Source organism: Pseudomonas lalucatii, assembly GCF_018398425.1.
Taxonomy (GTDB): Bacteria; Pseudomonadota; Gammaproteobacteria; order Pseudomonadales; family Pseudomonadaceae; genus Aquipseudomonas; species Aquipseudomonas lalucatii.
Window position 1 is genome coordinate 1,427,830 of the sequence record NZ_JADPMV010000002.1, and the last position, 24,475, is coordinate 1,452,304.

Annotated in this window: 22 protein-coding genes and 1 pseudogene; 4 read left to right on the top strand and 19 right to left on the bottom strand. The window is 69.6% G+C overall.

The genetic code is table 11. From position 1 onward, the window contains the following. The first annotated feature begins 14 nt into the window (after positions 1-14). On the top strand, positions 15-944 hold the full coding sequence (locus I0D00_RS20250; RefSeq protein ID WP_213641569.1) for an ion channel: 930 nt from the start codon (positions 15-17) through the stop codon (positions 942-944). A gap of 10 nt (positions 945-954) precedes the next feature. On the opposite strand, the gene I0D00_RS20255 is transcribed toward I0D00_RS20250, so the two are convergent. Then, entirely contained in the window at positions 955-1,788 is an 834-nt protein-coding gene (locus tag I0D00_RS20255) for an AraC family transcriptional regulator (RefSeq protein WP_213641570.1), read from the bottom strand. 164 nt (positions 1,789-1,952) lie between these two features. On the opposite strand from I0D00_RS20255, the gene I0D00_RS20260 reads away from it, so the two are divergent. After that, positions 1,953-2,543 (top strand): TetR/AcrR family transcriptional regulator, encoded by a 591-nt coding sequence (locus tag I0D00_RS20260; RefSeq protein ID WP_213641571.1) that lies wholly within the window; start codon positions 1,953-1,955, stop codon positions 2,541-2,543. Continuing rightward, entirely contained in the window at positions 2,540-3,427 is an 888-nt protein-coding gene (locus I0D00_RS20265; RefSeq protein ID WP_213641572.1) for an alpha/beta hydrolase family protein, read from the top strand. The genes I0D00_RS20260 and I0D00_RS20265 overlap by 4 nt, the downstream gene beginning before the upstream one ends. Before the next feature lie 287 nt (positions 3,428-3,714). Here I0D00_RS20265 and I0D00_RS20270 read toward each other — a convergent pair whose 3' ends face one another. The 3 genes from I0D00_RS20270 to I0D00_RS20280 all read right to left on the bottom strand — a co-directional run bounded on the left by I0D00_RS20270 (position 3,715) and on the right by I0D00_RS20280 (position 8,135). Beyond that, entirely contained in the window at positions 3,715-5,097 is a 1,383-nt protein-coding gene (locus tag I0D00_RS20270; RefSeq protein ID WP_213641573.1) for an aspartate aminotransferase family protein, read from the bottom strand. Between the two features lie 58 nt (positions 5,098-5,155). Beyond that, the gene (locus tag I0D00_RS20275; protein ID WP_213641574.1) at positions 5,156-6,580 is read right to left on the bottom strand and encodes an APC family permease; all 1,425 of its coding nucleotides are present in this window, start codon (positions 6,578-6,580) and stop codon (positions 5,156-5,158) included. 61 nt (positions 6,581-6,641) lie between these two features. Next, positions 6,642-8,135, bottom strand: a complete 1,494-nt coding sequence (locus I0D00_RS20280; RefSeq protein ID WP_213641575.1) for an aldehyde dehydrogenase — start codon at positions 8,133-8,135, stop codon at positions 6,642-6,644. A 197-nt stretch (positions 8,136-8,332) separates the two neighbouring features. Here I0D00_RS20280 and I0D00_RS20285 point away from each other — a divergent pair, with 197 nt between their 5' ends. Further along, entirely contained in the window at positions 8,333-9,247 is a 915-nt protein-coding gene (locus tag I0D00_RS20285; RefSeq protein ID WP_213641576.1) for a LysR family transcriptional regulator, read from the top strand. A 33-nt stretch (positions 9,248-9,280) separates the two neighbouring features. Here the strand turns inward: I0D00_RS20285 and I0D00_RS20290 are convergent, their stop codons facing one another. The 15 genes and pseudogenes from I0D00_RS20290 to bioF form a co-directional block, all read right to left on the bottom strand. Continuing rightward, entirely contained in the window at positions 9,281-9,910 is a 630-nt protein-coding gene (locus I0D00_RS20290) for a LysE family translocator (protein WP_213641577.1), read from the bottom strand. Positions 9,911-10,187: 277 nt separating this feature from the next. After that, positions 10,188-11,345, bottom strand: a complete 1,158-nt coding sequence (gene argE / locus I0D00_RS20295; protein WP_213641578.1) for an acetylornithine deacetylase — start codon at positions 11,343-11,345, stop codon at positions 10,188-10,190. Next, a complete protein-coding gene (locus I0D00_RS20300; RefSeq protein ID WP_213641579.1) occupies positions 11,338-12,012 on the bottom strand; it encodes a DUF1028 domain-containing protein in 675 nt (224 codons plus the stop codon). Before I0D00_RS20300 ends, argE begins: the two co-directional genes overlap by 8 nt. A gap of 10 nt (positions 12,013-12,022) precedes the next feature. After that, on the bottom strand, positions 12,023-12,445 hold the full coding sequence (locus I0D00_RS20305; protein WP_213641580.1) for a RidA family protein: 423 nt from the start codon (positions 12,443-12,445) through the stop codon (positions 12,023-12,025). 30 nt (positions 12,446-12,475) lie between these two features. Further along, positions 12,476-13,789: a flavin-containing monooxygenase gene (locus I0D00_RS20310; protein WP_213641581.1), complete on the bottom strand. Its 1,314-nt coding sequence runs from the start codon at positions 13,787-13,789 to the stop codon at positions 12,476-12,478. 301 nt (positions 13,790-14,090) lie between these two features. Further along, positions 14,091-15,869: an acyl-CoA dehydrogenase C-terminal domain-containing protein gene (locus I0D00_RS20315; RefSeq protein WP_213641582.1), complete on the bottom strand. Its 1,779-nt coding sequence runs from the start codon at positions 15,867-15,869 to the stop codon at positions 14,091-14,093. Positions 15,870-16,101: 232 nt separating this feature from the next. Next, positions 16,102-16,229 (bottom strand): annotated as a pseudogene (locus tag I0D00_RS20320) (acyl-CoA dehydrogenase family protein); the annotation flags it as partial. Positions 16,230-16,267: 38 nt separating this feature from the next. Beyond that, complete coding sequence (locus tag I0D00_RS20325) at positions 16,268-17,557, bottom strand: GGDEF domain-containing protein (RefSeq protein WP_213641583.1); 1,290 nt, start codon at positions 17,555-17,557, stop codon at positions 16,268-16,270. A 184-nt stretch (positions 17,558-17,741) separates the two neighbouring features. After that, positions 17,742-19,547, bottom strand: a complete 1,806-nt coding sequence (locus tag I0D00_RS20330) for an acyl-CoA dehydrogenase C-terminal domain-containing protein (RefSeq protein WP_213641584.1) — start codon at positions 19,545-19,547, stop codon at positions 17,742-17,744. Between the two features lie 168 nt (positions 19,548-19,715). Beyond that, positions 19,716-20,279, bottom strand: a complete 564-nt coding sequence (locus I0D00_RS20335; RefSeq protein WP_213641585.1) for a putative metalloprotease CJM1_0395 family protein — start codon at positions 20,277-20,279, stop codon at positions 19,716-19,718. A 90-nt stretch (positions 20,280-20,369) separates the two neighbouring features. Then, positions 20,370-20,660 (bottom strand): hypothetical protein, encoded by a 291-nt coding sequence (locus tag I0D00_RS20340; protein ID WP_213641586.1) that lies wholly within the window; start codon positions 20,658-20,660, stop codon positions 20,370-20,372. 95 nt (positions 20,661-20,755) lie between these two features. Further along, positions 20,756-21,445, bottom strand: a complete 690-nt coding sequence (bioD, locus tag I0D00_RS20345; RefSeq protein ID WP_213641587.1) for a dethiobiotin synthase — start codon at positions 21,443-21,445, stop codon at positions 20,756-20,758. Positions 21,446-21,686: 241 nt separating this feature from the next. Beyond that, positions 21,687-22,487 (bottom strand): malonyl-ACP O-methyltransferase BioC, encoded by an 801-nt coding sequence (gene bioC / locus I0D00_RS20350; protein WP_213641588.1) that lies wholly within the window; start codon positions 22,485-22,487, stop codon positions 21,687-21,689. Beyond that, positions 22,480-23,211, bottom strand: a complete 732-nt coding sequence (locus tag I0D00_RS20355) for an alpha/beta fold hydrolase (protein WP_213641589.1) — start codon at positions 23,209-23,211, stop codon at positions 22,480-22,482. The genes bioC and I0D00_RS20355 overlap by 8 nt, the downstream gene beginning before the upstream one ends. Next, positions 23,204-24,391 (bottom strand): 8-amino-7-oxononanoate synthase, encoded by a 1,188-nt coding sequence (bioF, locus tag I0D00_RS20360; RefSeq protein WP_213641590.1) that lies wholly within the window; start codon positions 24,389-24,391, stop codon positions 23,204-23,206. The genes I0D00_RS20355 and bioF overlap by 8 nt, the downstream gene beginning before the upstream one ends. Between the last annotated feature and the right edge of the window lie 84 nt (positions 24,392-24,475).

Here is a 24,475-nt window from a genome sequence, read left to right on the forward strand (position 1 = left end):
CCGGAGGGCGACAGATGGCCGCCATGCAGCACGAGGAAAGCTTCTGGCTGGACGCCACCCTGGACAAGCGTGAACACGGCGACCTCTGCGCCGCCCTGGAGCGGCGTGCCCGCAGCGGCCGGCCGATGCCGGGCTTCCAGCTCAAGGGCGCCGAGCTGAACGGCGTCAACCTGGTCAACCACGGCGGCCACCACGGCTTCATCCTGCACAAGGCCGATCTGTACCGCGCCAACCTGCAGAATGCCCACCTGTTCGCCCTCGACCTGCGCGGCAGCTCGCTGATGAAGGCCGACCTGCGCCATGCCAACCTGCACTGTGCCGACCTGCGCGACTGCAACCTGCTGGGCGTGCGCCTGGACGGCGCACGGCTGGACAACGTCATCTGGGACCGCCAGCTGCTGCAGGAACGCAAGGGCCGCGAACTGGCCCAGCGCGGCAACCTGGCCGCCGCCCTGCAGTTGTTTCAGGAAGCCGAGGAAACCTACCGCAACCTGCGCCTGCACCTGGAGCGGGCCGGGCTGTTTGAGCAGGCCGGGCTGTTCTTCCACCGCGAGATGGTGGTGCGGCGCCTGCAACTGCCGCGCTATTCGGGCCGGCGCCTGCTGTCCTGGCTGGTCGACCTGTTCAGCGGCTACGGCGAGAAGCCGCTCAACGTCGTGCTGTTTTCCCTGGGGCTGATCGGCCTCTGCGGCCTGCTGTACTTCCTGGTCGGGGTCGAGCAGGGCGACCAGCGCCTGGGCCTGGACCTCGGCCATGGCCTGCTGGCCAACCTCATGGACCTGCTCGGCTGCCTGTACTTCAGCGTGGTCACCTTCACCACCCTGGGCTACGGCGACATCAGCCCCCATGGCCTGGCACGCCCGCTGGCCGCCTTCGAGGCCTTCGTCGGCAGCTTCACCATGGCCCTGTTCGTGGTGGTGTTCGTCAAGAAGATGACCCGCTGAGGCACCGGCCTCAGCCCGCGAGCGGCACCCAGACTTCCACCCGACCGGTGCCGGCCAGCGGATCGAAGTCGGCGCTGTAGCGTTCGAACTCCGGCGCATCCGCCACCGCCAGGCCGCTGGCCGGCAACCAGCGCTGGAAGATCGCGGCGAAGGTCTCGTGGATCGCGGAGATATGCCCGCGATGGAGAAACACCGCATAGCGCCGCGCCGGCAACTGCAGGCTACTGAAGCCCGGCGGCAACCGGTCGAGGCCGCTCACCCGGACCCCGGCGATGTACTCGAAGCCGCCGTCCTCGTCCGGGTTGCAGCACAGGCCGAAGGTTTCCCCGCCCAGCTGCCCCGGCACCCGGCCGATATGCGGCACGAAACGCTGCCACAGCGCGGCGATGCCCTGGCTCTGGTCGACACTGAAGCGCTCGCCGAGCCCGGCGATCAGCAAGGGGCCCTCATCCACGAAGCGCGGTCCGGATAGTTCGAAAGTCGTTGTCGCTGGCATACGCATGGCCTCCCGCAAAGCGATTGCACCGAGATTGCCGCTCGCCCGCAACGCCTCGGGGGTCAGCCCGAATTGTTCGCGGAACGCGCGGGTGAATGCCTCGTGCGAGCCATAGCCGACCTCCAGGGCCAGCGCGAGGATATCCGTCGCCCCCGCCGCCAGCCGATGCGCCGCCCGACTCAGGCGCCGTGCCCGCACATAGCGCATCACCGGCCAGCCGGTGGCCCGGGCGAAGGCCCGCGCCAGGACGAAGCGCGACAGGCCGCAGACCTCGGCGACGCGCCGCAGGTCGAGGGGGCGATCCAGTTCGGTTTCGATCAGCCAGAGGGCTTTGCCAACGGGGTCCATAGGTGGCTCTCACAAAAACTGCTGCCAGTATCCGGGCCGGGCGCGGGCGCCGCTTGATCGCCCTTGCAACCCGTCCACAGCGGCCCTGATCCGCGACCATACAGCGGATGAATGATAAGGAAACCCCTTGCCGCCACTAGACCGACTGGTCTATATACTTCCTCATGACCAAGATCACCACCCGCGACAAACTGATCCACGCCATGGCCGACGCCCTGCAACGCAAGGGCCTGCACGGCGTCGGCCTGAACGAACTGCTGGAGATCGCCGGTGCGCCCAAGGGCAGCCTGTATCACCACTTCCCGGGCGGCAAGGCCGAGCTGGCGGTGGCGGCCATCGAGCATATCGGCCGGCGCATCGACGACCTCGTCGCCCGCCTGTTCGCCCAGCAGCCCGATCCCCTGCAGGCGCTGCACAGCTGGCTGCAGGGCGCCCTGCAGCAACTGCAGAACAGCCGGTTCGAGCGCGGCTGCCCGCTGGCCACCGTGGCCCTGGAAAGCGGCCCCGAAGACGTCGAGATTCGCGCCGCCCTGGCGCGCTGCTTCGCCACCCTGCGCCAGGGCCTGGCCCGGCACCTGCACCGGCACGGCCACGCGCCCGAGCAGGCCGACAACCTGGCCGCGCTGTTCGTCGCCCTGTACGAAGGCGGCCTGCTCCAGGCGCGCGTGGCCGGCAGCAACGAGCCGCTCAGGCGCGCCGCCGACGCCCTGTTCAACCTGACCCGCCAACAACCTCCGGGAGGAGACGCCGCATGACCGCCGAGCAACAGAGCATCCACAGCGAGACCCTACGCCTGCCGGCCCTGGACGGCTATCCCCTAGGGGCCACCCGCTACCAGGCGCCCCGGCCGGTGGCGCAGCTGCTGGTCGCCGGCGCCACCGGCGTGCCCCAGGGCTTCTACCGGCGCTTCGCCGAGCACGCCGCCCGACGCGGCTTCAATACCCTGACCCTGGACTACCGCGGCGTCGGCCAGTCCAAGCCGGACAGCCTGCGCGGCTTCGAGATGGACTACCTGGACTGGGCCGAGCTCGACCTGGCCGCCGCCGTCGACCTGCACCTCGATGAGCAGCGCCCGCTGTACCTGGTCGGCCACTCCTTCGGCGGCCATGCCTTCGGCCTGCTGCCCAACCATGAGCAGGTGGCCGGCCTCTACACCTTCGGCACCGGCGCCGGCTGGCACGGCTGGATGCCCGGGCTGGAGCAGCTGCGGGTACTGGCCATGTGGCGGCTGATCGGCCCGCTGATGACCCGCTACAAGGGCTATCTGGCCTGGAGCAAGCTGGGCATGGGCGAGGACCTGCCCATGGGCGTATACCGCAAGTGGAAGCGCTGGTGCGGCTACCCGCGCTATTTCTTCGACGACCCGCAGCTGCCCGGCCTGGCCGCGCGCTTCGCCGCGGTGCGCGCCCCCATAGTGGCCGCCAACGCCCTGGACGACCTGTGGGCCCCGTCGCGCTCGCGCGATGCCTTCATGGCGGCCTACAGCACGGCGCCCTACCAGGCGCGGGACATCCAGGTGCGTGACGGCAGGCTCGGGGCCATCGGCCATATGGGCTACTTCCGCCCCGCCGCCCAGGTCCTGTGGGACGAGGCCCTGGACTGGTTCGCCCAGCTCCAGGCGCGGCAGCAGGCGGCCTGAGCGCAGGCCCTCGGGCGTTAAATGGCCGGCGAAGAAGGGCTGGGCGAACGCCCAAAAAAGAAAACCCCGCTTGAGCGGGGCCTTTGCAGACTGATTCCTGACATCCGTGATCGGCGCGCCATCCTGGCGGCAATCCAGCGTGTCCCTGTAAGTTGATTTGCGCTTCCTGCGCGACGTCCATGGCTTGCAGATTACGCCGCTGCGAACAGGGCCAGTAGTGGCGATCTCCGGCACCTGCTGTAAGCCTTGGCTTACAGCAGGGTCTTGCCCAGCGCCTGACGCCGCGCCTAGAGCACGCCGATTTCCATCGCGGTGCGGTCCACCGCCAGCTGGGTCTTGGCCACCAGCTCGTCGATCTCCGCCCGGCTCGCCACCAGGGCCGGGGCCATGATCATGCGGCCGCCGGTGGCGCGGATGATCAGCCCTTCCTCGAAGCCGATAGTGCGGCAACGCCAGGTGATGTCCGTCTCGTTGGCGAAGCGCCGGCGGCTGGCCTGGTCCGCGCAGAACTGCAGGGCGGCGACCAGGCCCGTGCCCTGGATCTCGCCGACCAGCGGGTGTTCGCCGAACACCTGGCGCAGGCACTGCTGCAGGTAGGGGCCGGTGTCGGCCTTGACCCGTTCGACCACACCCTCGTCGCGCAGCGCCTTGATGTTGGCGATGGCCACCGCCGCCGCCACCGGGTGGCCGGAGTAGGTCAGGCCGTGGGCATAGACCCCGCCCTGCTCCACCAGCACCTCGGCGATGCGCCTGGACAGCACCAGGCCGCCCATGGGGATGTAGCCCGAGGTCAGGCCCTTGGCGATCGACAGGGTGTCCGGCTCGAAGTCGAAGTGCTGGTGGGCGAACCACTCGCCGGTGCGGCCGAAGCCGCCGATCACCTCGTCGGCGCACAGCAGCACGTCGTACTGGCGGCAGATGCGCTGGATCTCCGGCCAGTAGCTCTCGGGCGGGAAGATCATGCCGCCGGCGCCCTGGAACGGCTCGGCGACGAAGGCCGCGACGTTCTCGGCGCCCAACTCGAGGATCTTCTCCTCCAGCTGCAGCGCGCAGCGGCGACCGAACTCGGCCGGGCTCAGCTCGCCGCCGGCGGCGTACCAGTAGGGCTCGTCGATATGGGCGAAGTCCGGCAGCATGCCGCCCATCTCGTGCATGAAACCCATGCCGCCGAGGGCGGTGCTGGCCAGGGTGGAGCCGTGGTAGCCGTTCCAGCGGCCGATCATCACCTTCTTCTGCGGCTGGCCGAGGATCTGCCAGTAGCGCCGCACGGTGCGGATCAGCACCTCGTTGGCCTCGGAGCCGGAGTTGGTGTACACGGCGTGACTGTAGTGACTGGGCAGCAGGCCGAACAGCTGCTCGGACAGTTCCACCACCGCCGGGTGGGTGGTGTGGAAGAACATGTTGTAGTACGGCAGCTGCTCCAGCTGGCGGCTGGCGGCGGCAGCCAGGTCCTGGCGGCCGTAACCGAGGTTGGTGCACCACAGCCCGGACATGCCGTCCAGGTAGCGCTTGCCGTCGCTGTCCCAGATGTGCAGGCCCTCGCCGCGGACCATCACCCGCGGGCCTTCGGCATTCAGCGCCTTCTGATCGACGAAGGCATGGATGTGGTGGGCCGCGTCCAGTTCCTGGTAATCGCGGGTGGTGCGGGTGGGGGTTTGCAAGACTGTCATGGCAGCGACCTCGCCTGTCTGGGGTTATCGAAGGCCGGGGCCGTGCCCCGGCGGGAAATCATTTGCGCGCCAGCACCTGGTCCAGCGGCTCCGGGGTGAACAGCGGCTTGCGCATCACCAGCTTGATCCACAGCACCGCGACCAGCGCCACCAGGCCCAGCACCAGGCCGGCAGAGGTGAAGATCGACGCGGTCATCTCCGGCGCCGGCGACACGTAGTAGATCGACACCAGCATGCCGGCGATGCCGAGCACTTGCGGCAGCGGGTAGAAGGGCGTCTTGAACGGCCGCGCCAGGTCGGGATAGCGCCGGCGCAGGGCAATCACGTCGAGGTGGCAGATGATGTAGGCGAGCAGCCAGGCGATGGCCGCGGCGAGCAGCAGCAGGTTGATCGCATCCGGCCGGTCGCCCATCAGCAGCACCGGCGCGCCGGTGATCAGGGCGACGAACAGCACCGCCACCCAGGGCGTGTTGTGGCGCTGGCTGAGCCGCTTGAACTGCGGAAAGGCCTGGCCGTTGACCGCCATGCCGTAGAGCATCCGGGGAATGGCCGCCAGCGAGGTGTTGAGGGTGCTGCAGGTGGCGGCGGTCGCGGCGATCACCAGAAAGACCTTGCCGCCCTCGCCGAGCAGGGCGGTGGCGAACAGGTAATGCGGCAGCGCCGCGCCGGCCAGCTCGTCCTGCGGCACATAGAACAGCGCGCCGATGGAATACAGGGCGATGGTGATGAAGATCACCCCGGCGCCGAGCATCATCGACCAGGGAATGCTGCGCTCCGGCTCGCGCGCCTCCTCCACCAGCGGGCAGACGAACTCGGCGCCGACGAAGCCCCAGATGGCCAGCGCCACCAGGGTCAGCACCCCGGCGCCGAGCGGGTTCCAGTCGTGGGTCAGGGCCTGGGTCAGCGCCGGCTGGCTGCCGCTCTCGGTCATCGCGGTCAGGCCCAGGGCCAGCAGCACCACGACCATCACCAGGGCCAGCACCGACTGCAGGCGGGCGAAGATGTCGATGCCCAGCAGGTTGAGCAGGGTGAACAGCACCAGCACGCCGAAGGCGACGCTCATCGAGGGAAACAGCCCCGGGTAGACCTCGCCGACGATCAGGTCGAGCAGCAGCAGCTCGGCGGACAGGGCGAACATCGCCACCACCACGTAGCCGGAGAAGGTGGCGAGGATCGCCGGGAAGTGCCCCAGGGCCACCTCGGTGTAGCTGCTCAGGCTGCCGGCGCGGGGGATCATCAGCGCCAGCTCGGAGAAGGAACAGATGTAGGTCAGGGCCAGCAGGAAGGCCAGCGCCAGCGGGATGAGGAAGCCCAGGCCGGCGATGCCCGCGCCCTGCAGCATCAGCACCATGACGCCCTGGGACACCACCAGGCCGATGGCCACGGCGAGCAGGGCCCCCAGGCCCAGGCTGGGTTTGCGCCGGGCGGCGAGCGGAGCGCCGTCGGCGAGCGGTGGGGCGAGACTGATATCGGGATCGTACATGGGGAGTTCTCCTGCGATCTTGTTGTTGTGCCAGGGGGAACGCAAAAGGTCCGTGCGCGGCTCAGCCGCGCAGCTGGACCCAGGTGGTTTTCAGGTGGCTGTACTTGTCGAAGGCCTGCAGCGACAGGTCGCGGCCGAAGCCGGATTGCTTGCAGCCGCCGAACGGCACGCAGACGTCGAGGGCGTCCACCGTGTTCACCGACACGGTGCCGACCCGCAGGCGGCGGGCCACGCGGTGGGCGCGGTTGAGGTCGTCGCTCCACAGCGAGGCGGCCAGGCCGTAGGGGCTGTCGTTGGCCAGGCGCACGGCCTCCTCCTCGCTGTCGAAGGCGCTGACCGCCAGCACCGGGCCGAACACCTCCTCGCGGGCCAGGCGCATGTCCGCGCGCACGCCGGTGAAGAGGGTCGGCTGGATGAAGTTGTCGCAGCCATTGATCGACACCCGCCGGCCGCCGCAGGCCAGGCGCGCGCCCTCGCCCTGGGCCTGGTCGATGCAGGCCATGATGCGTTCGCTCTGCCGCGCCTCGACTATGGCGCCCATGGCGCTGGCCGGGTCCAGCGGGTCGCCCGGCTGCCAGTCGCGGGCCTTGGCGACCAGGCGCTCGACGAACGCATCGTGGATCGAGCGCTCGACCAGCAGCCGCGAGTTGGCCGAACAGACCTCGCCCTGGTTGAAGAAGATGGCGAAGGCGGCCTTCTCCGCCGCCAGGTCCAGGTCCTGGCAGTCGGCGAACACCAGGTTGGGGCTCTTGCCGCCGCACTCCAGCCACACTTGCTTCAAGTTTGATTGAGCGGCATAAGCCATAAAGTACTTGCCCACCTCGGTGGAGCCGGTGAAGGCCAGGCAGTCCACATCCATGTGCAGGCCCAGGGCCTTGCCGGCGGTCTCGCCCAGGCCCGGCACCACGTTCAGCACCCCGTCCGGCAGGCCGGCCTCCAGGGCCAGCTGGCCCAGGCGCAGGGCGGAGAACGGCGACTGCTCGGCGGGCTTGAGCACCACCGAGTTGCCGGCCGCCAGCGCCGGCGCCAGCTTCCAGGCGGCCAGGTCGAGGGGAAAGTTCCACGGCACCACCGCGCCTATGACCCCCAGCGGCTCGCGGCGGATGGTGGCCAGGGCGTCGGCGGCGGTGGGCGCCACCTGGTCGTAGAGCTTGTCCAGGCTCTCGGCGTACCAGGCGAACACCTGGGCCGCGCCGGGCACGTCGAGCTCGTAGGCAGCGCGCACCGGCTTGCCCATGTTCAACGAGTCGAGCAGGGCCAGCTCTTCGCGGTGGGCCAGGATCAGCTCGGCCAGGCGCAACAGCACCGCCTTGCGCTCGCGCGGCGCCATGCGCGGCCAGGGGCCCAGCTCGAAGGCGCGGCGGGCGCTGCGCACGGCGGCGTCGATCTCCAGTTCGCCACAGGCGGCCACCTCGGCCAGACACTGGTTGGTGGCCGGGTTGATCGAGGCGAAGGTGACGCCGGAAGCCGCCGGGCGCAGCTGGCCATCGATCAGTGCCTGGGTGATAAAGCCTTGTTGGGCAGCCCGCTGCTGCCAGTCGCGCAGTTGCAACATCGTTCCTCGTCCCGACCGACGTGGCGGTCTCAGTAGTGGTCGAGGTCGATGGTGGCCCAGCCCCGGGCTCAGGAAAATTAGTAAATATATGCTCGCAGGCCATGAAAAAACTGGGCAGCCCGGCAACCGCCCTGGGGTATGTTGGGGCCTCGTATTCCATGACAAGACGGCTCAGCAGAGCCGCGACAGAGGTAGCCATGGCGACCTATACCCTGCGCCAGCTCAAGTATTTCGTCACCACGGTGGAGTGCGGCAGCGTGGCCGAGGCCTCGCGCAAGCTGTACATCGCCCAGCCGTCGATCTCCACGGCGATCAAGGGCCTGGAGGAAAGCTTCGGCGTGCAGCTGTTCATTCGCCACCACGCCCAGGGCGTATCCCTGACCCCGAGCGGCGCGCGCTTCTACCGCAAGGCCCAGGAGCTGCTGCGCCTGGCCCACGAGTTCGAGCAGAACGCCCTGGCCGACAACGACGTGGTGGCCGGGCAGATCGACATCGGCTGCTTCGAGACCGTCGCCCCGCTCTACCTGCCGCGGCTGATCGCCGGCTTCAACGCGCTCTACCCCGGAGTGGAGATCCGCCTGCGCGACGGCGAGCAGCAGGAACTGGTGCAGGGCCTGACCGCCGGGCGCTTCGACCTGGCGATCCTCTACGCCCACGACCTCGACGGCACCATCGCGTGCGAGCCGCTGATGACGCCGGCCAAGCCCTACGCGCTGCTGCCGGAGGGCCACCGCTTCACCGGCCAGGCCCAGGTGTCGCTGCGCGACCTGTGCCTGGAGCCGATGATCCTGCTCGACGTGCAGCCGAGTCGCACCTACTTCGTCAGCCTGTTCGAGGAGCTGGGCCTGACGCCGAACATCGTCTTCAGCTCGCCGTCCATCGAGATGGTGCGCGGCATGGTCGGCCAGGGCTTCGGCTTCTCCCTGCTGGTCACCCGCCCGCACTCGGAGTGCACCTACGACGGCCAGCGGGTGGTGGCGGTGGAGATCGCCGAAGAGGTCCAGGGCTCCGGCCTGGTCGCCGCCTGGCTCAAGCGCGCCCAGCTGACCAAACCGGCGCAGCTGTTCGTCGAGTTCTGCAAGGAGCGGCTGGGGCAGACCAACGTCGAGTGACGGCGGCCGGCCCGACACGACCAGGATAGCCGCTCAGCCGGGGCGCGGCATCAGCACCAGGCGCAGCGCCAGCAGGCCGAGTACACCGGCCAGGCCCCACCTGTGCAGCCCCCCGAGCCGCTCCCGGCCGCCGAGAGCGCGGCCTATGCCGCCGCCGAACAGGCCCAGGGCTGCGTGAAAGACCAGGGCCAGCAGCGTCAACAGCCCGCCCAGCAGCAGGAGCTGGCCCGCCAGGGTCCCTTCTCCCGGGACCACGAACTGCGGGAGGAACAGGATGAAGAACAGCAGCGCCTTGGGATTGAGCAGGCTGTTGAACATGGCGCGCAGCACCACCGCCTGCAGGGGCGCCCGCTCGCAGCCCGCCGCTGCAGGCGGGCCAACGCTGCGCAGGCTGCGGTAGGCCATCCACAGCAGGTAGGCGGCGCCGCAGTAGCGGATCAGGTCGAAGGACGGCGGCCAGGCCGCCGCCAGGCCGGTGACGCCCGCGGCGGTGAGCAGCGTGAGAATCAGGTCCGCCAGGCCGATGCCCAGGGCCGCCGCCACCCCGCCGCGCCAGCCGTAGTGCACGCCATGGCTCACGACGAACAGCATGTTGGGCCCCGGCACCAGCAACAGCAGGGTCGCGGCCCCGAGAAATATCGCCAAGGTTTGCGGTTCCAGCATCGCTCTGCGCCCCCGTCGCTCGCCGCCAGCCACCATGGCAGCGCGTCGAACTCGACAGTAGCCAATCGGCCGGGCGCTCGACGCCTTACAGCTGTGCTGTTTTTCGCAGGCACACTTTGTCGCCGGTGCAGGGCTCGCCTGGCTGGGCACCTGTGGAAAAGGCTGCGCGGCTGTCCACCCGGCGCGAAGCCGGGAGCGCTGCAGGGCGAGCGCCCCTCTGCCCCAGAAGCAAAGGCGCCCGGCCGTGAGTCGGGTGGCGGGCCAAGGTTAACGCGGCCTAGCGCTGCAACCAGTCGGCCAGGCGCACCAGCAGGGCATCACAGCCCTGCAGTTGCTCGAGGCTGACGTACTCGTCCGGCTTGTGGCCCTGCGCCATGCTGCCCGGCCCGCAGATCACCGTGGCGATGCCGGCCTCGGCGAACAGCCCGCCCTCGGTGCCGAAGGCCACGGTGCCGAAGTCGCGGCGGCCGCTGAGCAGCGCCAGCAGCTCGGCCGCCTCGCCGTCCGGCGCGGTGGCCAGGCCCGGGTAGGCGGACAGCGGCTGCAGGTCGATGGCGCTGGCGTCGCTGCGCGCGCGCATCTGCGGCAGCAGCTCGGTCTCGGCGTAGTCGCGCAGCGCGTCGGCGACCTGCTGCGGATCGTCCGCCGGCAAGGCGCGCACCTCGAAGTCGAACTGGCAGTCGGCCGGCACTATGTTCAGCGCCCGACCGCCCTGGATCAGCCCGGTCTGCACGGTCGAGAACGGCGGGTCGAAGCGCACATCCTGACGCTCGGGGGTGGCCAGACGCTGGCCGATCTCGCCCAGCTTGCCGATCAGCCGGGCGGCGTACTCGATGGCGTTGACCCCCAGGGGGGCGTAGGCCGAATGGCAGGCGGCGCCGCGTACCTGGCAGCGCATGGCCAGCTTGCCCTTGTGACCGAGCACGGGGCGCAGTTCGGTGGGCTCGCCGATCAGGCACAACGCCGGCTTGTCCGGCCGCGCGGCCAGCGCCGCGACCAGGCTGCGCACGCCCAGGCAGCCGACCTCCTCGTCGTAGGAGATAGCCAGGTGCAGCGGCCGGCGCAACGGCCGGGCGAGGAAGCGCGGCAGACTGGCCAGCACGCAGGCGATAAAGCCCTTCATGTCCGCCGTGCCGCGGCCGTACAGGCGGCCGTCGCGCTCGCTCAGACGGAACGGCTCGACCGTCCAGGCCTGGCCGTCCACCGGCACCACGTCGCTGTGCCCGGACAGCATCACCCCGCCCGGGCCGTCCGGGCCCAGGCGGGCATAGAGGTTGGCCTTGGTCCGCTCGGCGTTGTAGTCCAGTTCGCAGGTCAGCCCCAGGCCCTCGAGGTAGGCGCGGATGAAGGCGATCAACGCCAGGTTGGAGTCGCGGCTGACCGTGGGGAAGGCCACCAGCTCGGCCAGCAGCTCGCGGCTGCTCATCTCACTCATCCCCGGGCACCCCGTAGCTCGGCGCGCGGGTCGGGTCCAGGGCGCGGGTCACGTAGTCGCGCATCTGCGGCCGGTAGGCGCGCCACAGCCTGTCCAGTTCGCCGATGGGGTCCTGCTCGGCCCAGTCCACCCGCAGGTCGACCAGCGGCCAGGTCAGGTCGTCGACCACCTGCAGCGCCGCCGAGTGCACCGGGCCGGCCTCGCCGCCGGCGGCCATGGCCGCTCGCATGGCGGCCAGCAGGCGCTCGGCCAGCACCCCGCTGCCCTGTTCGAAGGCGTGGACCATGGCCTCGACCACCCCGCGGTCGGCCAGCAGGTTGCCGGCGGCCACGCACTGCTCGCCGGCCTGGGCGTTGTGCACGCCCAGGGCCTGGCTGCCGGTGAACACCGCGCTGCGGCCCTGGCTGTCGAGCAGCGCCACCTGGCGGTACTGGCTGTAGCCGTTGCGGGTCAGCGCCTGGTCCAGGGCCGCCGCCGGCTCCAGGCCGCTCTCCAGGGCATCGAGGATCTGCGGGCCGAGGGCCGGCAGGGTGATGTTCTGGCTGGCCACCGCGCCGACCCCGGCGCGCAGCCAGGGGCAGCGCGCGCCCACGGCGATGCTCGAGGAGCTGATGGCGATGCCCAACTGCCCGGTTTCGGCGCAGCGGCCGACGATGGAGAAGGTCATGGCGCGCGCCTCACTGTTGCCAGTGGTCGGGAATGACGGCGATCACGTCGATCTCCATCAGCCACTGCGGCTGGCCCAGGGCGCTCACCACCAGGCCGGTGGAGATGGGAAACACGCCCTTGAGCCATTTGCCGACCTCCTGGTAGACCGCCTCGCGGTAGCGCGGGTCGATCAGGTAGGTGGTGGTCTTGACGATATGGCTGAGGTCGCTGCCGGCCTCCTCCAGCAGTTGCTTGACGTTCTTCATGGCCTGCTCGGCCTGGGCCCGGGCATCGCCCAGGCCGACCAGGCGCCCGTCGAAGTCGGTGCCCACCTGGCCGCGTACATAGACGGTGTTGCCGGCGCGCACGGCCTGGCACAGGTCGTTGTCCAGGCTCTGGTTGGGATAGGTGTCTTGGGTGTTGAACATGCGGATGCGGGTATGGGTCGGCATGGCTGTGCGTCCTTCAATCTGTGGGTTGAGTCAGGCGTTCTGGCGCTGCTCGGCATCGCGGTAGGCGAGGTAGCTGCGCTGCGTGGCGATATGCCCGGCGATGTGCTTGGCGTCGTGCCACACGCCCCAGATGAACGAGGAGCCGCGCCGCGACAGCCAGGGCAACCCGAGGAAATACACGCCCGGCTCGCGGGACACGCCGCGCTGGTGCTGGGGCTTGCCCTGGGCGTCGAAGGCGTCGACCTGCAGCCAGCCGAAGTCCACGGCATAGCCGGTGGCCCAGATGATCGAGCGGATGCCGGCCTCGGCCAGGTGCAACTGGCGAATCGGCTCGCGCACGCATTCGGCATCCGGGTAGCGGCGGCGCGCCTCCGGCTCCTCCGGCAGGTCCAGGCCGTTGCGGACGACATAGGCGTCGGCCGCATCCAGCAGGGCCAGGTAGTTCTCGTCGCCCGCGGCCAGGTTGCCGACCAGGTCGTCCCGGAAGGTCACCCGGCCGCCGTCGAAGGACTGGGTCAGGCCGACCAGGGTCATGCCCTCGCCCGCCAGGCGGCGGAAGTCGATGGTCTCGCCGCCGCGGGCGCCGCTGACGGCGATGGTCACGTGCTCGCGGTCCGGCTGCACTTCCTCGGCGTCCCACAGGCCGAGCACGCCCAGCCACCAGCAGAAGTCGCGGCCGCGGTAGGTGCGCGGCGGGCGGTCGTGGGGGCCGACCGAGAGGTACACCCGGCGCCCGGCCCGCATCAGCTCGTCGGCGATCTGCACGCCCGAGGAACCGGCCCCCACCACCAGCACCGCGCCCGCGGGCAGCTGCTGCGGGTTGCAGTAGGCGGCGGAGTGGATCTGGCACAGCCCCTCGTCCTGCGGCGCGATGGCCGGAATCACCGGGCGCTGGAAGGGGCCTGTGGCGGCGACCACCCGCTGGGCGCGGATCACGCCCTGGGAGGTCTCGATGGTGAAACCCGGGCGATCGGCATTGCGCACCACCCTCCTCACCTCGACGCCGGTGCGAATGGGCGCGGCGAACTTCTCGGCGTAGGCCTCGAAATAGGCCGCCACGCGCTCCTTCGGGGCGAAGGCGTCGGGGTCGAGATCGTCAAACTCCAGCCCCGGGAAGCGGTCGTGCCAGGCCGGACCGTTGGCCACCAGCGAATCCCAGCGCCCCGTGCGCCAGGCCTCGGCGATACGGTTTCTCTCCAGCACCAGGTGCGGCACGCCGAGCGCACTGAGGTGCTCGCTCATGGCCACGCCGGCCTGGCCGGCGCCGACCACCAGGGTGTCGATTTCCAGGGTTTCCAGGGACTGGCCGATACATGGCGGCCAGGCTTGGTTGAGATCGGTCATGGCTTGCTTCCTCTGATCCTGATCGGTTGCGGCTGTCGATGGGTGTTGGCCGCATTCTGGTCAGGCGCAGGGATTCGCGAAATTATGATTTTTGTCGTCGCTGGCGAGGAAAAAGCTGCCCGTGCCGCAAGCCCGGGGCCTGTGGGGCGAAAGACCGTGGCGCAAGGTTTTTTGGTGTCAGGAACGACAAATTAAGTGGTCTCGCGCGCATCGAGGCAGGCCTAGGGCCAGAGCGCCCATGCAAGCCCCGAAAGCAAAAGCCCCGGCACTGGGCCGGGGCTTTGGGCTTGCTGAAGACCGCTTAGAACTGCGACGCGTCCAGCAGGTACAGGCTCTCGCTGCCGGCCTTGACCGAGGCGCTGAGCGAGTGAATGCGCGGCAGGATGCGGGCGAAGTAGAAGCGCGCGGTGCCCAGCTTGCTGGCGTAGAAGTCGTCCTCGCCGGCCTTGCCCAGGGCCGCCTTGGCCATCAGCGCCCACATGTAGGCGTAGGCGGTGTAGCCGAACACGTGCAGGTACTCGACCGAGGCGGCGCCGATCTCGTTGGGGTCGGTCTTGGCCCGCTCCAGCAGGTCGGCGGTCATCTGCTCCAGGTTGGCGATGGCGGCCTTGAGCGGCTCGGTGAACTCGGCCAGGCTGCTGTCGGCCGAGTCGGTGAAGCGCGCGATTTCCTCGGCGAAGTGCTGGTAGAAGGCGCCGCCGCTGCCGACCACCTTGCGCCCGACCAGGTCGAGGGCCTGGATGCCGTTGGTGCCCTCGTAGATCTGGGTGATGCGGCAGTCGCGCACCAGCTGCTCCTGGCCCCACTCGCGGATGAAGCCGTGGCCGCCGAACACCTGCTGACCGTGAAGGGTGGTCTCCAGGCCCATGTCGGTGAGGAAGGCCTTGGCCACCGGGGTCAGCAGCGCTACCAGCTCCTCGGCGCGCTTGCGCGTGGCCGGGTCCTCGCTGAACTTGGCGGTGTCCAGCTGCAGGGCGACGTAGCTGGAGAAGGCCCGACCGCCCTCGTTCAGCGCCTTCATGGTCAGCAGCATGCGGCGCACGTCGGGATGCACGATGATCGGGTCGGCGACCTTGTCTTTGGCCTGCGGGCCGCTCGGCGCGCGGCTCTGGATGCGCTCGCGGGCGTACTCGATGGCGCTCTGGTAGGAGCGCTCGCCGGTGGCCAGGCCCTGGATGCCGACGCCCAGGCGCTCGTAGTTCATCATGGTGAACATGGCCGCCAGGCCCTTGTTCGGCGCATCGATGATCCAGCCGGTGGCGCCGTCGAAGTTCATCACGCAGGTGCTCGAGGCCTTGATGCCCATCTTGTGCTCGATGGAGCCGCAGGACAGGCTGTTGTGCTCGCCCAGGCTGCCGTCGGCACCCACCATGAACTTGGGCACCAGGAACAGCGAGATGCCCTTGGGCCCAGCCGGGGCGTCCGGCAGCTTGGCCAGCACCAGGTGGATGATGTTCTCGGTCAGGTCGTGCTCGCCGCCGGTGATGAAGATCTTGGTGCCGCTGATCTTGTAGCTGCCGTCGGCCTGGGGCTCGGCCTTGGTGCGGATGATGCCTAAGTCGGTGCCGGCGTGGGGCTCGGTCAGGCACATGGAACCGGCCCAGGTGCCGGCGTACATGTTCGGCAGGTATTTTTCCTTGAGCTCTTCGCTGGCGTGGGCGTTGAGCGACAGGCAGGCGCCGGCGGTCAGCATCGGGTAGAGGCCGAAGGACAGGTTGGCCGAGTTGACCATCTCCTCGACCTGGGCCGAGATCACCTTGGGCATGCCCATGCCGCCGAAGCGCGGATCGCCGCCGACGCCGACCCAGCCGCCCTCGGCATAGGTCCTGTAGGCCGCGGGAAAGCCGGCCGGGGTGCGCACGGCACCGTTGTCCCAGCTGCAGCCTTCCTCGTCGCCGCTGCGGTTCAGCGGTGCGACCACCCCGGCGGTGACCTTGCCGGCTTCCTCGAGGATGGCATTGGCGGTGTCTTCGTCCACCACCTCGGCCAGGGCCGGCAGCTCGGCCCACAGCTTGGAAACCTCGAACACTTCATTGAGCACGAAGCGCATGTCGCGCAGGGGAGCTTGGTAGTCAGCCATGGGGGAATCCTCGAACGAACCAACGGGTTTGCATCAGGCCTTGGAGCTTACCCCAACAACTTTTAAGACACATAGCGTCGCGTTATGACCCTTTAGTCATATACGGTCATGCAGGCCGCCGATTGCCAGGGCCTGCCGCACGACGGGCGCCCAGACGCTCGACCGCTCGTCAGAAGGCGAAGTGCTCGGCCTGGGCCTGGCAGAAGGTGTGGACGATCTGGGCGAAGCCGCGCAGCAGCTTGCGCCCGAGCAGGTCGAGGGCCTGGGTGCCGTTGGTGCCCTCGTAGAGCGGCGCGATGCGGCAGTCGCGCACCAGCCGCTCCATGCCCACTCGCGGATGAAGCCGTGGCCGCCCCTGACAACGACCCTGGCCGCGCTGCATGCGCCGGCAAAAGCGCTCAAGGCGATGGACGGACCAGCCTGACCGCGCCACGGCGCTGGCCGTGGCTGCGGATGCAGTTGCGCCCGGCACTCTTGGCGCTGTACAGCGCCTCGTCCGCGGCCTTGATCACCTCTTCCGGGTTGCCCTGCCGGGCCTCGCGCTCGGCCACCCCCATGCTCAGCGTCACCGACACCTCGCCGGCCGCGGCGCTGCCACGGCGGGCCCGGCCCTGCCTGTCGTCCCTGGGCCGCTGCTGCTTGTCGCGCAGCTGCAGGCGATAGCCCTCCACCGCCTGGCGCACCGCCTCCAGGTGCGGCAGACACTCGTCCAGGGTGCGACCGGGAAACACCAGGGTGAACTCCTCGCCGCCGTAGCGGTAGGCCTGGCCACCGCCGCCGACCTTGCGCAGCTGGCTGGCGACCAGGCGCAGCACCTGGTCGCCGACGTCGTGGCCATGGCTGTCGTTGAACTTCTTGAAGTGGTCGACGTCGGCCATGGCGATCACGTAGTGGCGCGGCAGGCGCTGCAGGCGCTCGTTCAACGCGCGCCGCCCCGGCAGGCCGGTCAACTCGTCGCGAAAGGCCATCTGGTAGGCCTCGTGGGCCACCGCCGCGACCAGCATCAGCATCACCTGGCTGCTCATCACGTTCAGGGCATGGGGCAGGCTGAAGATCTTCGGCAGCATCCACAGCAGGCCGCTCAGCCCCAGCAGCTGCGCCGCATGCAGCGGGCGCGGCGCGCGCAGGTACTGCAGCAGCAGGAGGACGAAGCCGAGCAGGAACAGCGGATAGGCCAGCTGCACCAGGCTCATCCACTCGCCGTGCAGGGTGGGCCAGCGAATCAGCGCCAGCCACTGCAGCACCGCCTGCGGGTAGCGCTGCGCCAGCGCCAGGGCGACGCCGCCCACCGCCAGCAGCACCGCGGCGCGGGCGACCAGGTCCTGCAACAGGTGGGTGCGTTCCTGCCACGCCGCGTACAGGCCATAGAGCAGCGGCAGCAGCAGGCTGCACAGATGGAAGACCAGCGCCGCATCGTCGCGCACGCGCCCCTCGGCACGGTAATGGTCGAGCTGGATATCCAGAAGGAAATAGCCGAGGTACAGCACCAGCAGCAGGAACAGCTCGCGCTGGCGGCCGTAGACCAGGCAGAAGCTGCCGCCCAGCAACAGCAGCAGGGTCGGCAATACGTTGAACAACGAGGTGAAGAACTCGCTCAGGCTCGGCAGCGCGGCCGCCAGCACTCCGCCGGCGAGCAGCAGCAGCGACGGCAGGAAGTGACTGAAACGCACAGCGGCGAGGCGCGACACGGCAAGCTCCAGGGGCGACAACGGGATCGGCAGAGCTGGCATTTTGCCTAAGCCCAGGCACTTAAGCACCGGAGACGATGCGCAAGGCGACCAGTCGCCTACGCTGTCGCCGCTCCTGAAAAGTAGCCCACAAAAAAAGCCGCTGCCGGTTAAGGCAGCGGCTTTCTTCGAACTCACCGAGGGCTTAGTAACCCAGGGCGAAGTCGTCCTCGCTCATGTCCATCAGGTTGCTGGCACCGGACAGCATGGCTTCGACGTGAGTGCGAGTCCGCGGCAGGATGCGCGCGAAGTAGAAGCGCGCGGTCTGCAGCTTGGCCTTGTAGAACGCCGCGTCCTCGGTGCCGGCAGCCAGCTTCTCGGCAGCCAGGCGCGCCATGTCGGCCCAGAAGTAGGCCAGGCAGGCGTAACCGGAGTACATCAGGTAGTCCACCGAGGCGGCGCCGACTTCCTCGCGGTCCTTCATGGCGGCCATGCCGACCTTCATGGTCAGCTCGCCCCACTCCTTGTTCAGCTTGGCCAGGGGCTCGACGAACTCCTTGACCGCCTCGTTGCCCTCGTTGCCCTGGCAGAACTTGTGGACGATCTTGGTGAAGCCCTTCAGCGCCTCGCCCTGGGTCATGAGGATCTTGCGGCCGAGCAGGTCCAGGGCCTGCACGCCGGTGGTGCCTTCGTACATCATGGAGATGCGGCAGTCGCGCAGGTTCTGCTCCATGCCCCACTCGCTGATGAAGCCGTGGCCGCCATAGATCTGCATGCCATGGGAAGCGGCCTCGAAGCCCACTTCGGTCATGAAGGCCTTGGCGATCGGGGTGAGGAAGGCCAGCAGCGCGTCGGCCTGCTGCTTCTCGGCCTCGTCCTGGCTGTACTTGACGATGTCCACCTGCTTGGCGGTGAAGTAGACCATGGCGCGGTTGCCTTCGGCGAAGGCCTTCATGGTCAACAGCATGCGGCGCACGTCCGGGTGCACGATGATCGGGTCGGCGGCCTTGTCCGGCGCCTTCGGGCCGGTCAGGGAGCGCATCTGCAGACGCTCGCGGGCGTACTTCAGGCCGCCCTGGAAGGCCAGCTCGGCATGGGCCACGCCCTGCAGCGCGGTACCCAGGCGGGCGGTGTTCATGAAGGTGAACATGCAGTTCAGGCCCTTGTTCGCCGGGCCGATCAGGTAGCCGGTGGCACCGTCGAAGTTCATCACGCAGGTGGCGTTGCCGTGAATGCCCATCTTGTGTTCGATCGAGCCACAGGTGACCGCATTGCGCTCGCCTACGCCGCCGTCGGCATTGGGCAGGAACTTGGGCACGATGAACAGCGAGATGCCCTTGGTGCCGGCGGGGGCATCGGGCAGGCGGGCCAGGACGATATGGACGATGTTGTCGGCCATGTCGTGCTCGCCGGCGGAGATGAAGATCTTGGTGCCGGACACCTTGTAGCTGCCGTCGGCCTGGGGCTCGGCCTTGGTGCGCAGCATGCCCAGGTCGGTGCCGCAGTGCGGCTCGGTCAGGCACATGGTGCCGGTCCACTCGCCGGACACCAGCTTGGTCAGGTAGCCGTGCTTCTGCTCGTCGGTGCCGTGGGCGGCGATGGTGTTCATCGCGCCGTGGGACAGGCCGGGGTACATGCCCCAGGACCAGTTGGCGCTGCCGACCATCTCGCTGATGACCAGGCCAAGGGACTCCGGCAGGCCCTGGCCGCCGTGGTCGACATCATGGGCCAGGCTCGGCCAGCCGCCTTCGACGAACTGCTTGTAGGCTTCCTTGAAGCCGGTCGGCGTCTTGACGCCGGACTCGCTCCAGGTACAGCCCTCGGTATCACCCACACGATTCAGCGGAGACAGTACCTGCTCACAGAACTTGGCGCCCTCTTCGAGGATGGCGTCGACCATGTCCGGAGTAGCGTCTTGGCAGCCAGGCAGGCTCTGATAGTGCGCTTCGTAGCCGAGCAGTTCGTCGCGAACGAAGCGAATATCACGCAAGGGGGCCTTGTAATCAGGCATAGCGGTTAACCTCTGCGGTGGACTCTGAGTGTTTGGGTGACCGGAAATACGGTCGGTTGCGGGTCATTCCCGACTGCTCGCCGGCCCGGTTGGCCAACGAACAATCAAACGCGTGTTTGAAACATACGTTTACGCCCCCCCCCTTGTCAAGCATCGGCGGATGACGGGCTAGGCCCTGAGGTCGAGCAGTTGCCCCGGCCCCGACCCATGCTCGGCCTGGCCATTGGACTGCAGCGCAGTGGCTGGCCGCGCGCGCTGATCACGCTGTCGCTCGGCCAGTTCGATCCGGGCCTGGACCATCTGGCCCTGGGCCTGCGCCGCCACGCGACGGTCCTCGGCGGACGGCTCGGCCGGAGCCAGGGCGGCGCGCAGGACCACCTCCATCTTGTGCAGGGTGGCTGCGGGGTCTCCGGCTACAGGGCCGACATCGATGGCGACCGTGCCGGCAGTCACATAGCGCCGGCCATCCGGGCCGCGGCTATAGCTGTTGCTCGGCGCCCCGGCATAGGGGCCGCCGACCGCGGCATGGGCCTGCTCATGGGCACGCACCTCGCGATCGCGGCTGCTCAGTTCGGCTATCTGCTGCTGTTGCTGGGGTTGTTGGCCGGCGCCGCGCTCGGCAGGCTCCGCTGGCGCGGCGGACTGCTCGGAGCGCTCGGCAGACGAGAATGGGGCCGCGGCGCGCAGGGCGAGGCCCTGAAGCGGATAAGGGCTAGGGCCGCCGATCTGCATCGGTCCCTCCTGGCTGTCGGCCGCAGGGCGGGGCTGCCTGGCGCGGGAAGGCGCCCGGGCTCGGAGGCCGCTGCGGCCCCGGGCAGGTGGTTATGCCTGGGTGTCGATCAGGGTGCCCAGCACTTCGTCGGCGGTCTTGACCAGGCGCGCGCCGACCTGTGCCTCATGCTGCCCGACCCGCAGGGCCACCAGGCTTTCCTCCAGGTCGGCCGGGGCGCGCGTGTCGGACGCGGGCACGGCGTCGACCCGGGCCTGTTGTGGCTGCGACTGTGGCGGTGCCAGGGCGGCGTCGGCGATCTGCGTCGCCGCCTGGTCGATGCGGCGCTGTCCCGTCTGAATGCTGGCGATGCCCGCACCGAAGGCGTTAGCGGAAATTTCCATTGACCGACTCCCGCAGGGAAACTGGTTGATGCCCTGCATTGAAGCAGAAAACCCCCCGGCGACCTACTGGCAATTGGCGATGGCCCCCGGCCGGGTTATAACGCGATGCCGAGCGGCGCCAGGTCGAGGTACTCGGCCACCGCCGCCGGGGACGGCCGGGGCAGACGCGGCACACGGCCCAGGCAGGGCGCCGGCAGGCGCTCGGCCAGGGTCGCCAGGTTGTCCTCCAGGCGCGAGGTCTGCGGGTCGACCACGTTGGCCACCCAGCCGGCCAGGGGCAGGCCGTCGCGGGCGATCGCCTCGGCGGTCAGCACCGCCTGGTTGATGCAGCCCAGGCGCACGCCCACCACCAGGATCACCGGCAACCGCAAGGCCATCACCAGGTCGGACAAGGACGCCCCGCCGGCCAGGGGCACGCGCCAGCCGCCGGCGCCCTCGACCAGGGTCAGGTCCGCGCCCCTGTCGAGGATCGCCTGCACCGGCCCGAGCAGCGTCGCCACATCCAGCTGCACGCCCACCTCGCGGGCCGCCAGATGAGGGGCGATGGCCGGCTCGAAGGCCAGCGGATTGACCTCCTCGTAGCGCAACGCCAGGCTGCATTCGCCGAGCAGGGCCAGGGCATCCTCGTTGCGCAGGCCCTCGCGGGTCTGCACGCAGCCGGAGGCCACCGGCTTGGCCGCCGCGGTGCTCAGGCCGGCGCGGCGCGCGGCATGCAGCAGGCCGGCGGCGATGGTGGTCTTGCCGATCTCGGTGTCGGTGCCGGTGATGAAGTAGGCCTGTGCCATATCAATTCTCCCCAAGGGGTGGTCTTGCCGCCTCTCTACCGAAAACCGGGGTGTCGGTGCCGGCGACGAAGTAGGCCTGTGCCATATCAGTTCTCCCCAAGGGGTGGTCTTGCCGCTGCCCTACCGAAAACCGGGACGAAGTAGGCCTGAGCCATATCAAGCTTCCCCAAGGGGTGGTCTTGCCGCCGCCCTACCAAAGAGCGGGGTGCCGGCGCCGCTAGCGAAGCAGGCGCCGGGCATTTCAACTCTCCTTGCGCAACACGCCATAGACCACCTGGTAGGTGGCCGGCAGGCCCTGGGGCTGGCGGAAGCCTTCGTAGGCCTCGCGCAGCGCCAGGATGCGCGCCCGCCCGGTGAGGCCGCCGGGGCGCCCGGGATTGAGGTTGTGGGCGCCGAGGGCCTTGAGCTCATGGGTCAGGCTGCGCAGGTCGGGAAAATGCAGCACCTCGGCCCGTGCTTCCAGGCTCAGCAGGCCCAGGCCGCTGGCGCCGCACAGCCGCTGGTAATCGGCGAAACGGCGGAAGCGGTTGACGTGGACGAAGCCGTCCACCGCCTGCCAGCTGTCGCGCAGCTCCTGCAGGGTGCCGACGCACAGGCTGCTGAACGCCAGCACGCCGCCGGGGCGCAGCACCCGGCGGGCCTCGCCCAGTACTGCCTGGAAGTCCCCGCACCATTGCAGCGCCAGGCTGGAGTAGAGCAGGTCGCAAGACGCATCGCGCAGCGGCAGGCACTCGGCATCGCCGGCGATGAACTGCCGCGCCCCGCCCAGGGGACGGGCGTGGCGCAGCATGCCCTCGGCGATATCCAGGGCCACGCCCTCGGCCGCGGCGAAACGCGCGCCTAGGGCGCGGCTGAAATGGCCGGTGCCGCAGCCCAGATCGAGCCAGCGGCGCGGCGCCAGGTCCGCTGGCAGTCGCGCCAGCAGCTGCGCGCCGACGCTGCGCTGCAGCGCGGCGACGCTGTCGTAGCTGTCCGCCGCCCGGGAGAAGGACGCGGCGACCTGGCGCTTGTCCGGCAGCCCCGTCTGGGCCTGATCAGTCATCACCGGCCTCGTGCAGGAAGGCCTGGATCGCCGCCGCCACCTCGTGGGGGCGCTCCAGGACGAAGGCATGGCTGGCCGCATCGATCAGGCCGATCTCGACGTCCGGCAGCAGGTCGAGCAGGGCCGCCGCGGCCTGGCCCGGCACCAGCGCGTCGCGCCCGGCGAACAGGTGCAGCTGCGGGCCGACGAAGGCCTGCAGCGCGGCGCGGCCATCCAGCGCGGCGAGCAGATCGAGGCCGGCCAGCAAGGCATCGGCCCCGGTCTGGGGCGCCGCGCCGAGCAGCTGGCGCGACAGCCCGCGGGCGTCGCTGGCGCCCTGGGCGCAGAGCAGGGCGAAGCGCTTCAGGGTGGCCCGCGCATCCTGGGCGCAGCCCTGGCGGAAGGCGGCGAAGGTTTCCGCCGGCATGGCCGCGGGCCACTGCCCGTCGGCGACGAAGCGCGGATTGCTGGCCAGGCACAGCAGCCCGCTGCAACGCTCGCCCCGCCGCGCCGCCAGCTGGGCGGCGAGCATGCCGCCCAGCGACCAGCCGCCCAGCCAGGCGTCCTCGGGCAGGTTGGCGTCCAGCTCGTCGAGCCAGGCCTCGGGGTCGCTGCTGGCCAGCGGCGGCAATGGCTCGACCTGCACCCGCAGGCGCTGATCCAGGCCGCGCAGGGCCTCGGCCAGGGGTTCCAGGGGGGCGGTGCCCAGGCCCCAGCCGGGCAACAGGATCAGGCGATCACGCATGGCCGCTCTCCTCGTCATCAGTCGCCAGTTGCGGCCAGCACTCGGCCAGGGCCTCCAGCAGCAGCTCCAGCTGCGCCAGGCTGTGGGCCGCGGACAGGGTCACCCGCAGGCGCGCACTGCCGGCCGGCACGGTCGGCGGGCGGATCGCGGTGACCAGCAGGCCGCGTTCGCGCAGCAGCTGCGACAGGCGCAGGGCGCGGCCGCTGTCGCCGACCAGGATCGGCTGGATCGGCGTCGCGCTGTCCATCAGGGTCAAGCCGATCTCTGTGGCGCCCTGGCGAAAGCGCTGGATCAAGGCATTCAGGTGCTCGCGGCGCCAGCCTTCAGCGCGCAGCAGCTCCAGGCTCTTGAGGGTGGCGCAGGCCAGCGCCGGCGGCTGGCTGGTGGTGTAGATGTAGGGCCGGGCGAACTGCACCAGGGTCTCGACCAGCTCTTCGCTGCCGGCGACGAAGGCACCGGCGGTACCGAAGCCCTTGCCCAGGGTGCCGACCAGCACCTGCACCTCGTCCGTGCCGAGGCCGAAGTGCTCGGCGATGCCACCGCCGTTGGCCCCGAGCGGGCCGAAGCCGTGGGCGTCGTCGACCATCACCCAGGCGTCCCGCTTCTTCGCCGCGGCGCAGAGCGCCGGCAGGTCGGCCAGGTCGCCGTCCATGCTGAACACCCCGTCGGTCACCACCAGGGTGTTGCCGGCCGCCTTCTCCAGGCGGCCGGCCAGGCTGGCGGCATCGTTGTGCAGGTAACGGGAGAAGCGCGCGCCGGACAGCAGCCCGGCGTCCAGCAGGGACGCGTGGTTGAGACGGTCTTCCAGCACCGTGTCGCCCTGGCCGAGCAGCGCGGTGACGGCGCCGAGGTTGGCCATGTAGCCGGTGGAGAACAGCAGTGCCCGGGGCCGCCCGGTGAAGGCGGCCAGGGCCTCCTCCAGTTCGTGGTGCGGGGTGCTGTGGCCGATCACCAGGTGCGAGGCGCCACCACCGACGCCCCAGCGCCGGGCGCCGGCCTGCCAGGCCTCGATCACCTGAGGGTGATTGGCCAGGCCGAGGTAGTCGTTGGAGCAGAAGGCCAGCAGCTCGCGGCCGTCGACCCTGACCTGCGGGCCCTGCGGCGAATCGAGCAACGGCCGCTGGCGATACAGCTGGGCGGCGCGGCGCTCGGCGAGGCGGGAGGCGAGATCGAAACTCATGGCAAGACCCGGTGGATAACCGCAGGCGGGTTATCCACCCGACAGAGGACTAGGTAGGGTGGATGAGGCGAAGCTCATCCACCG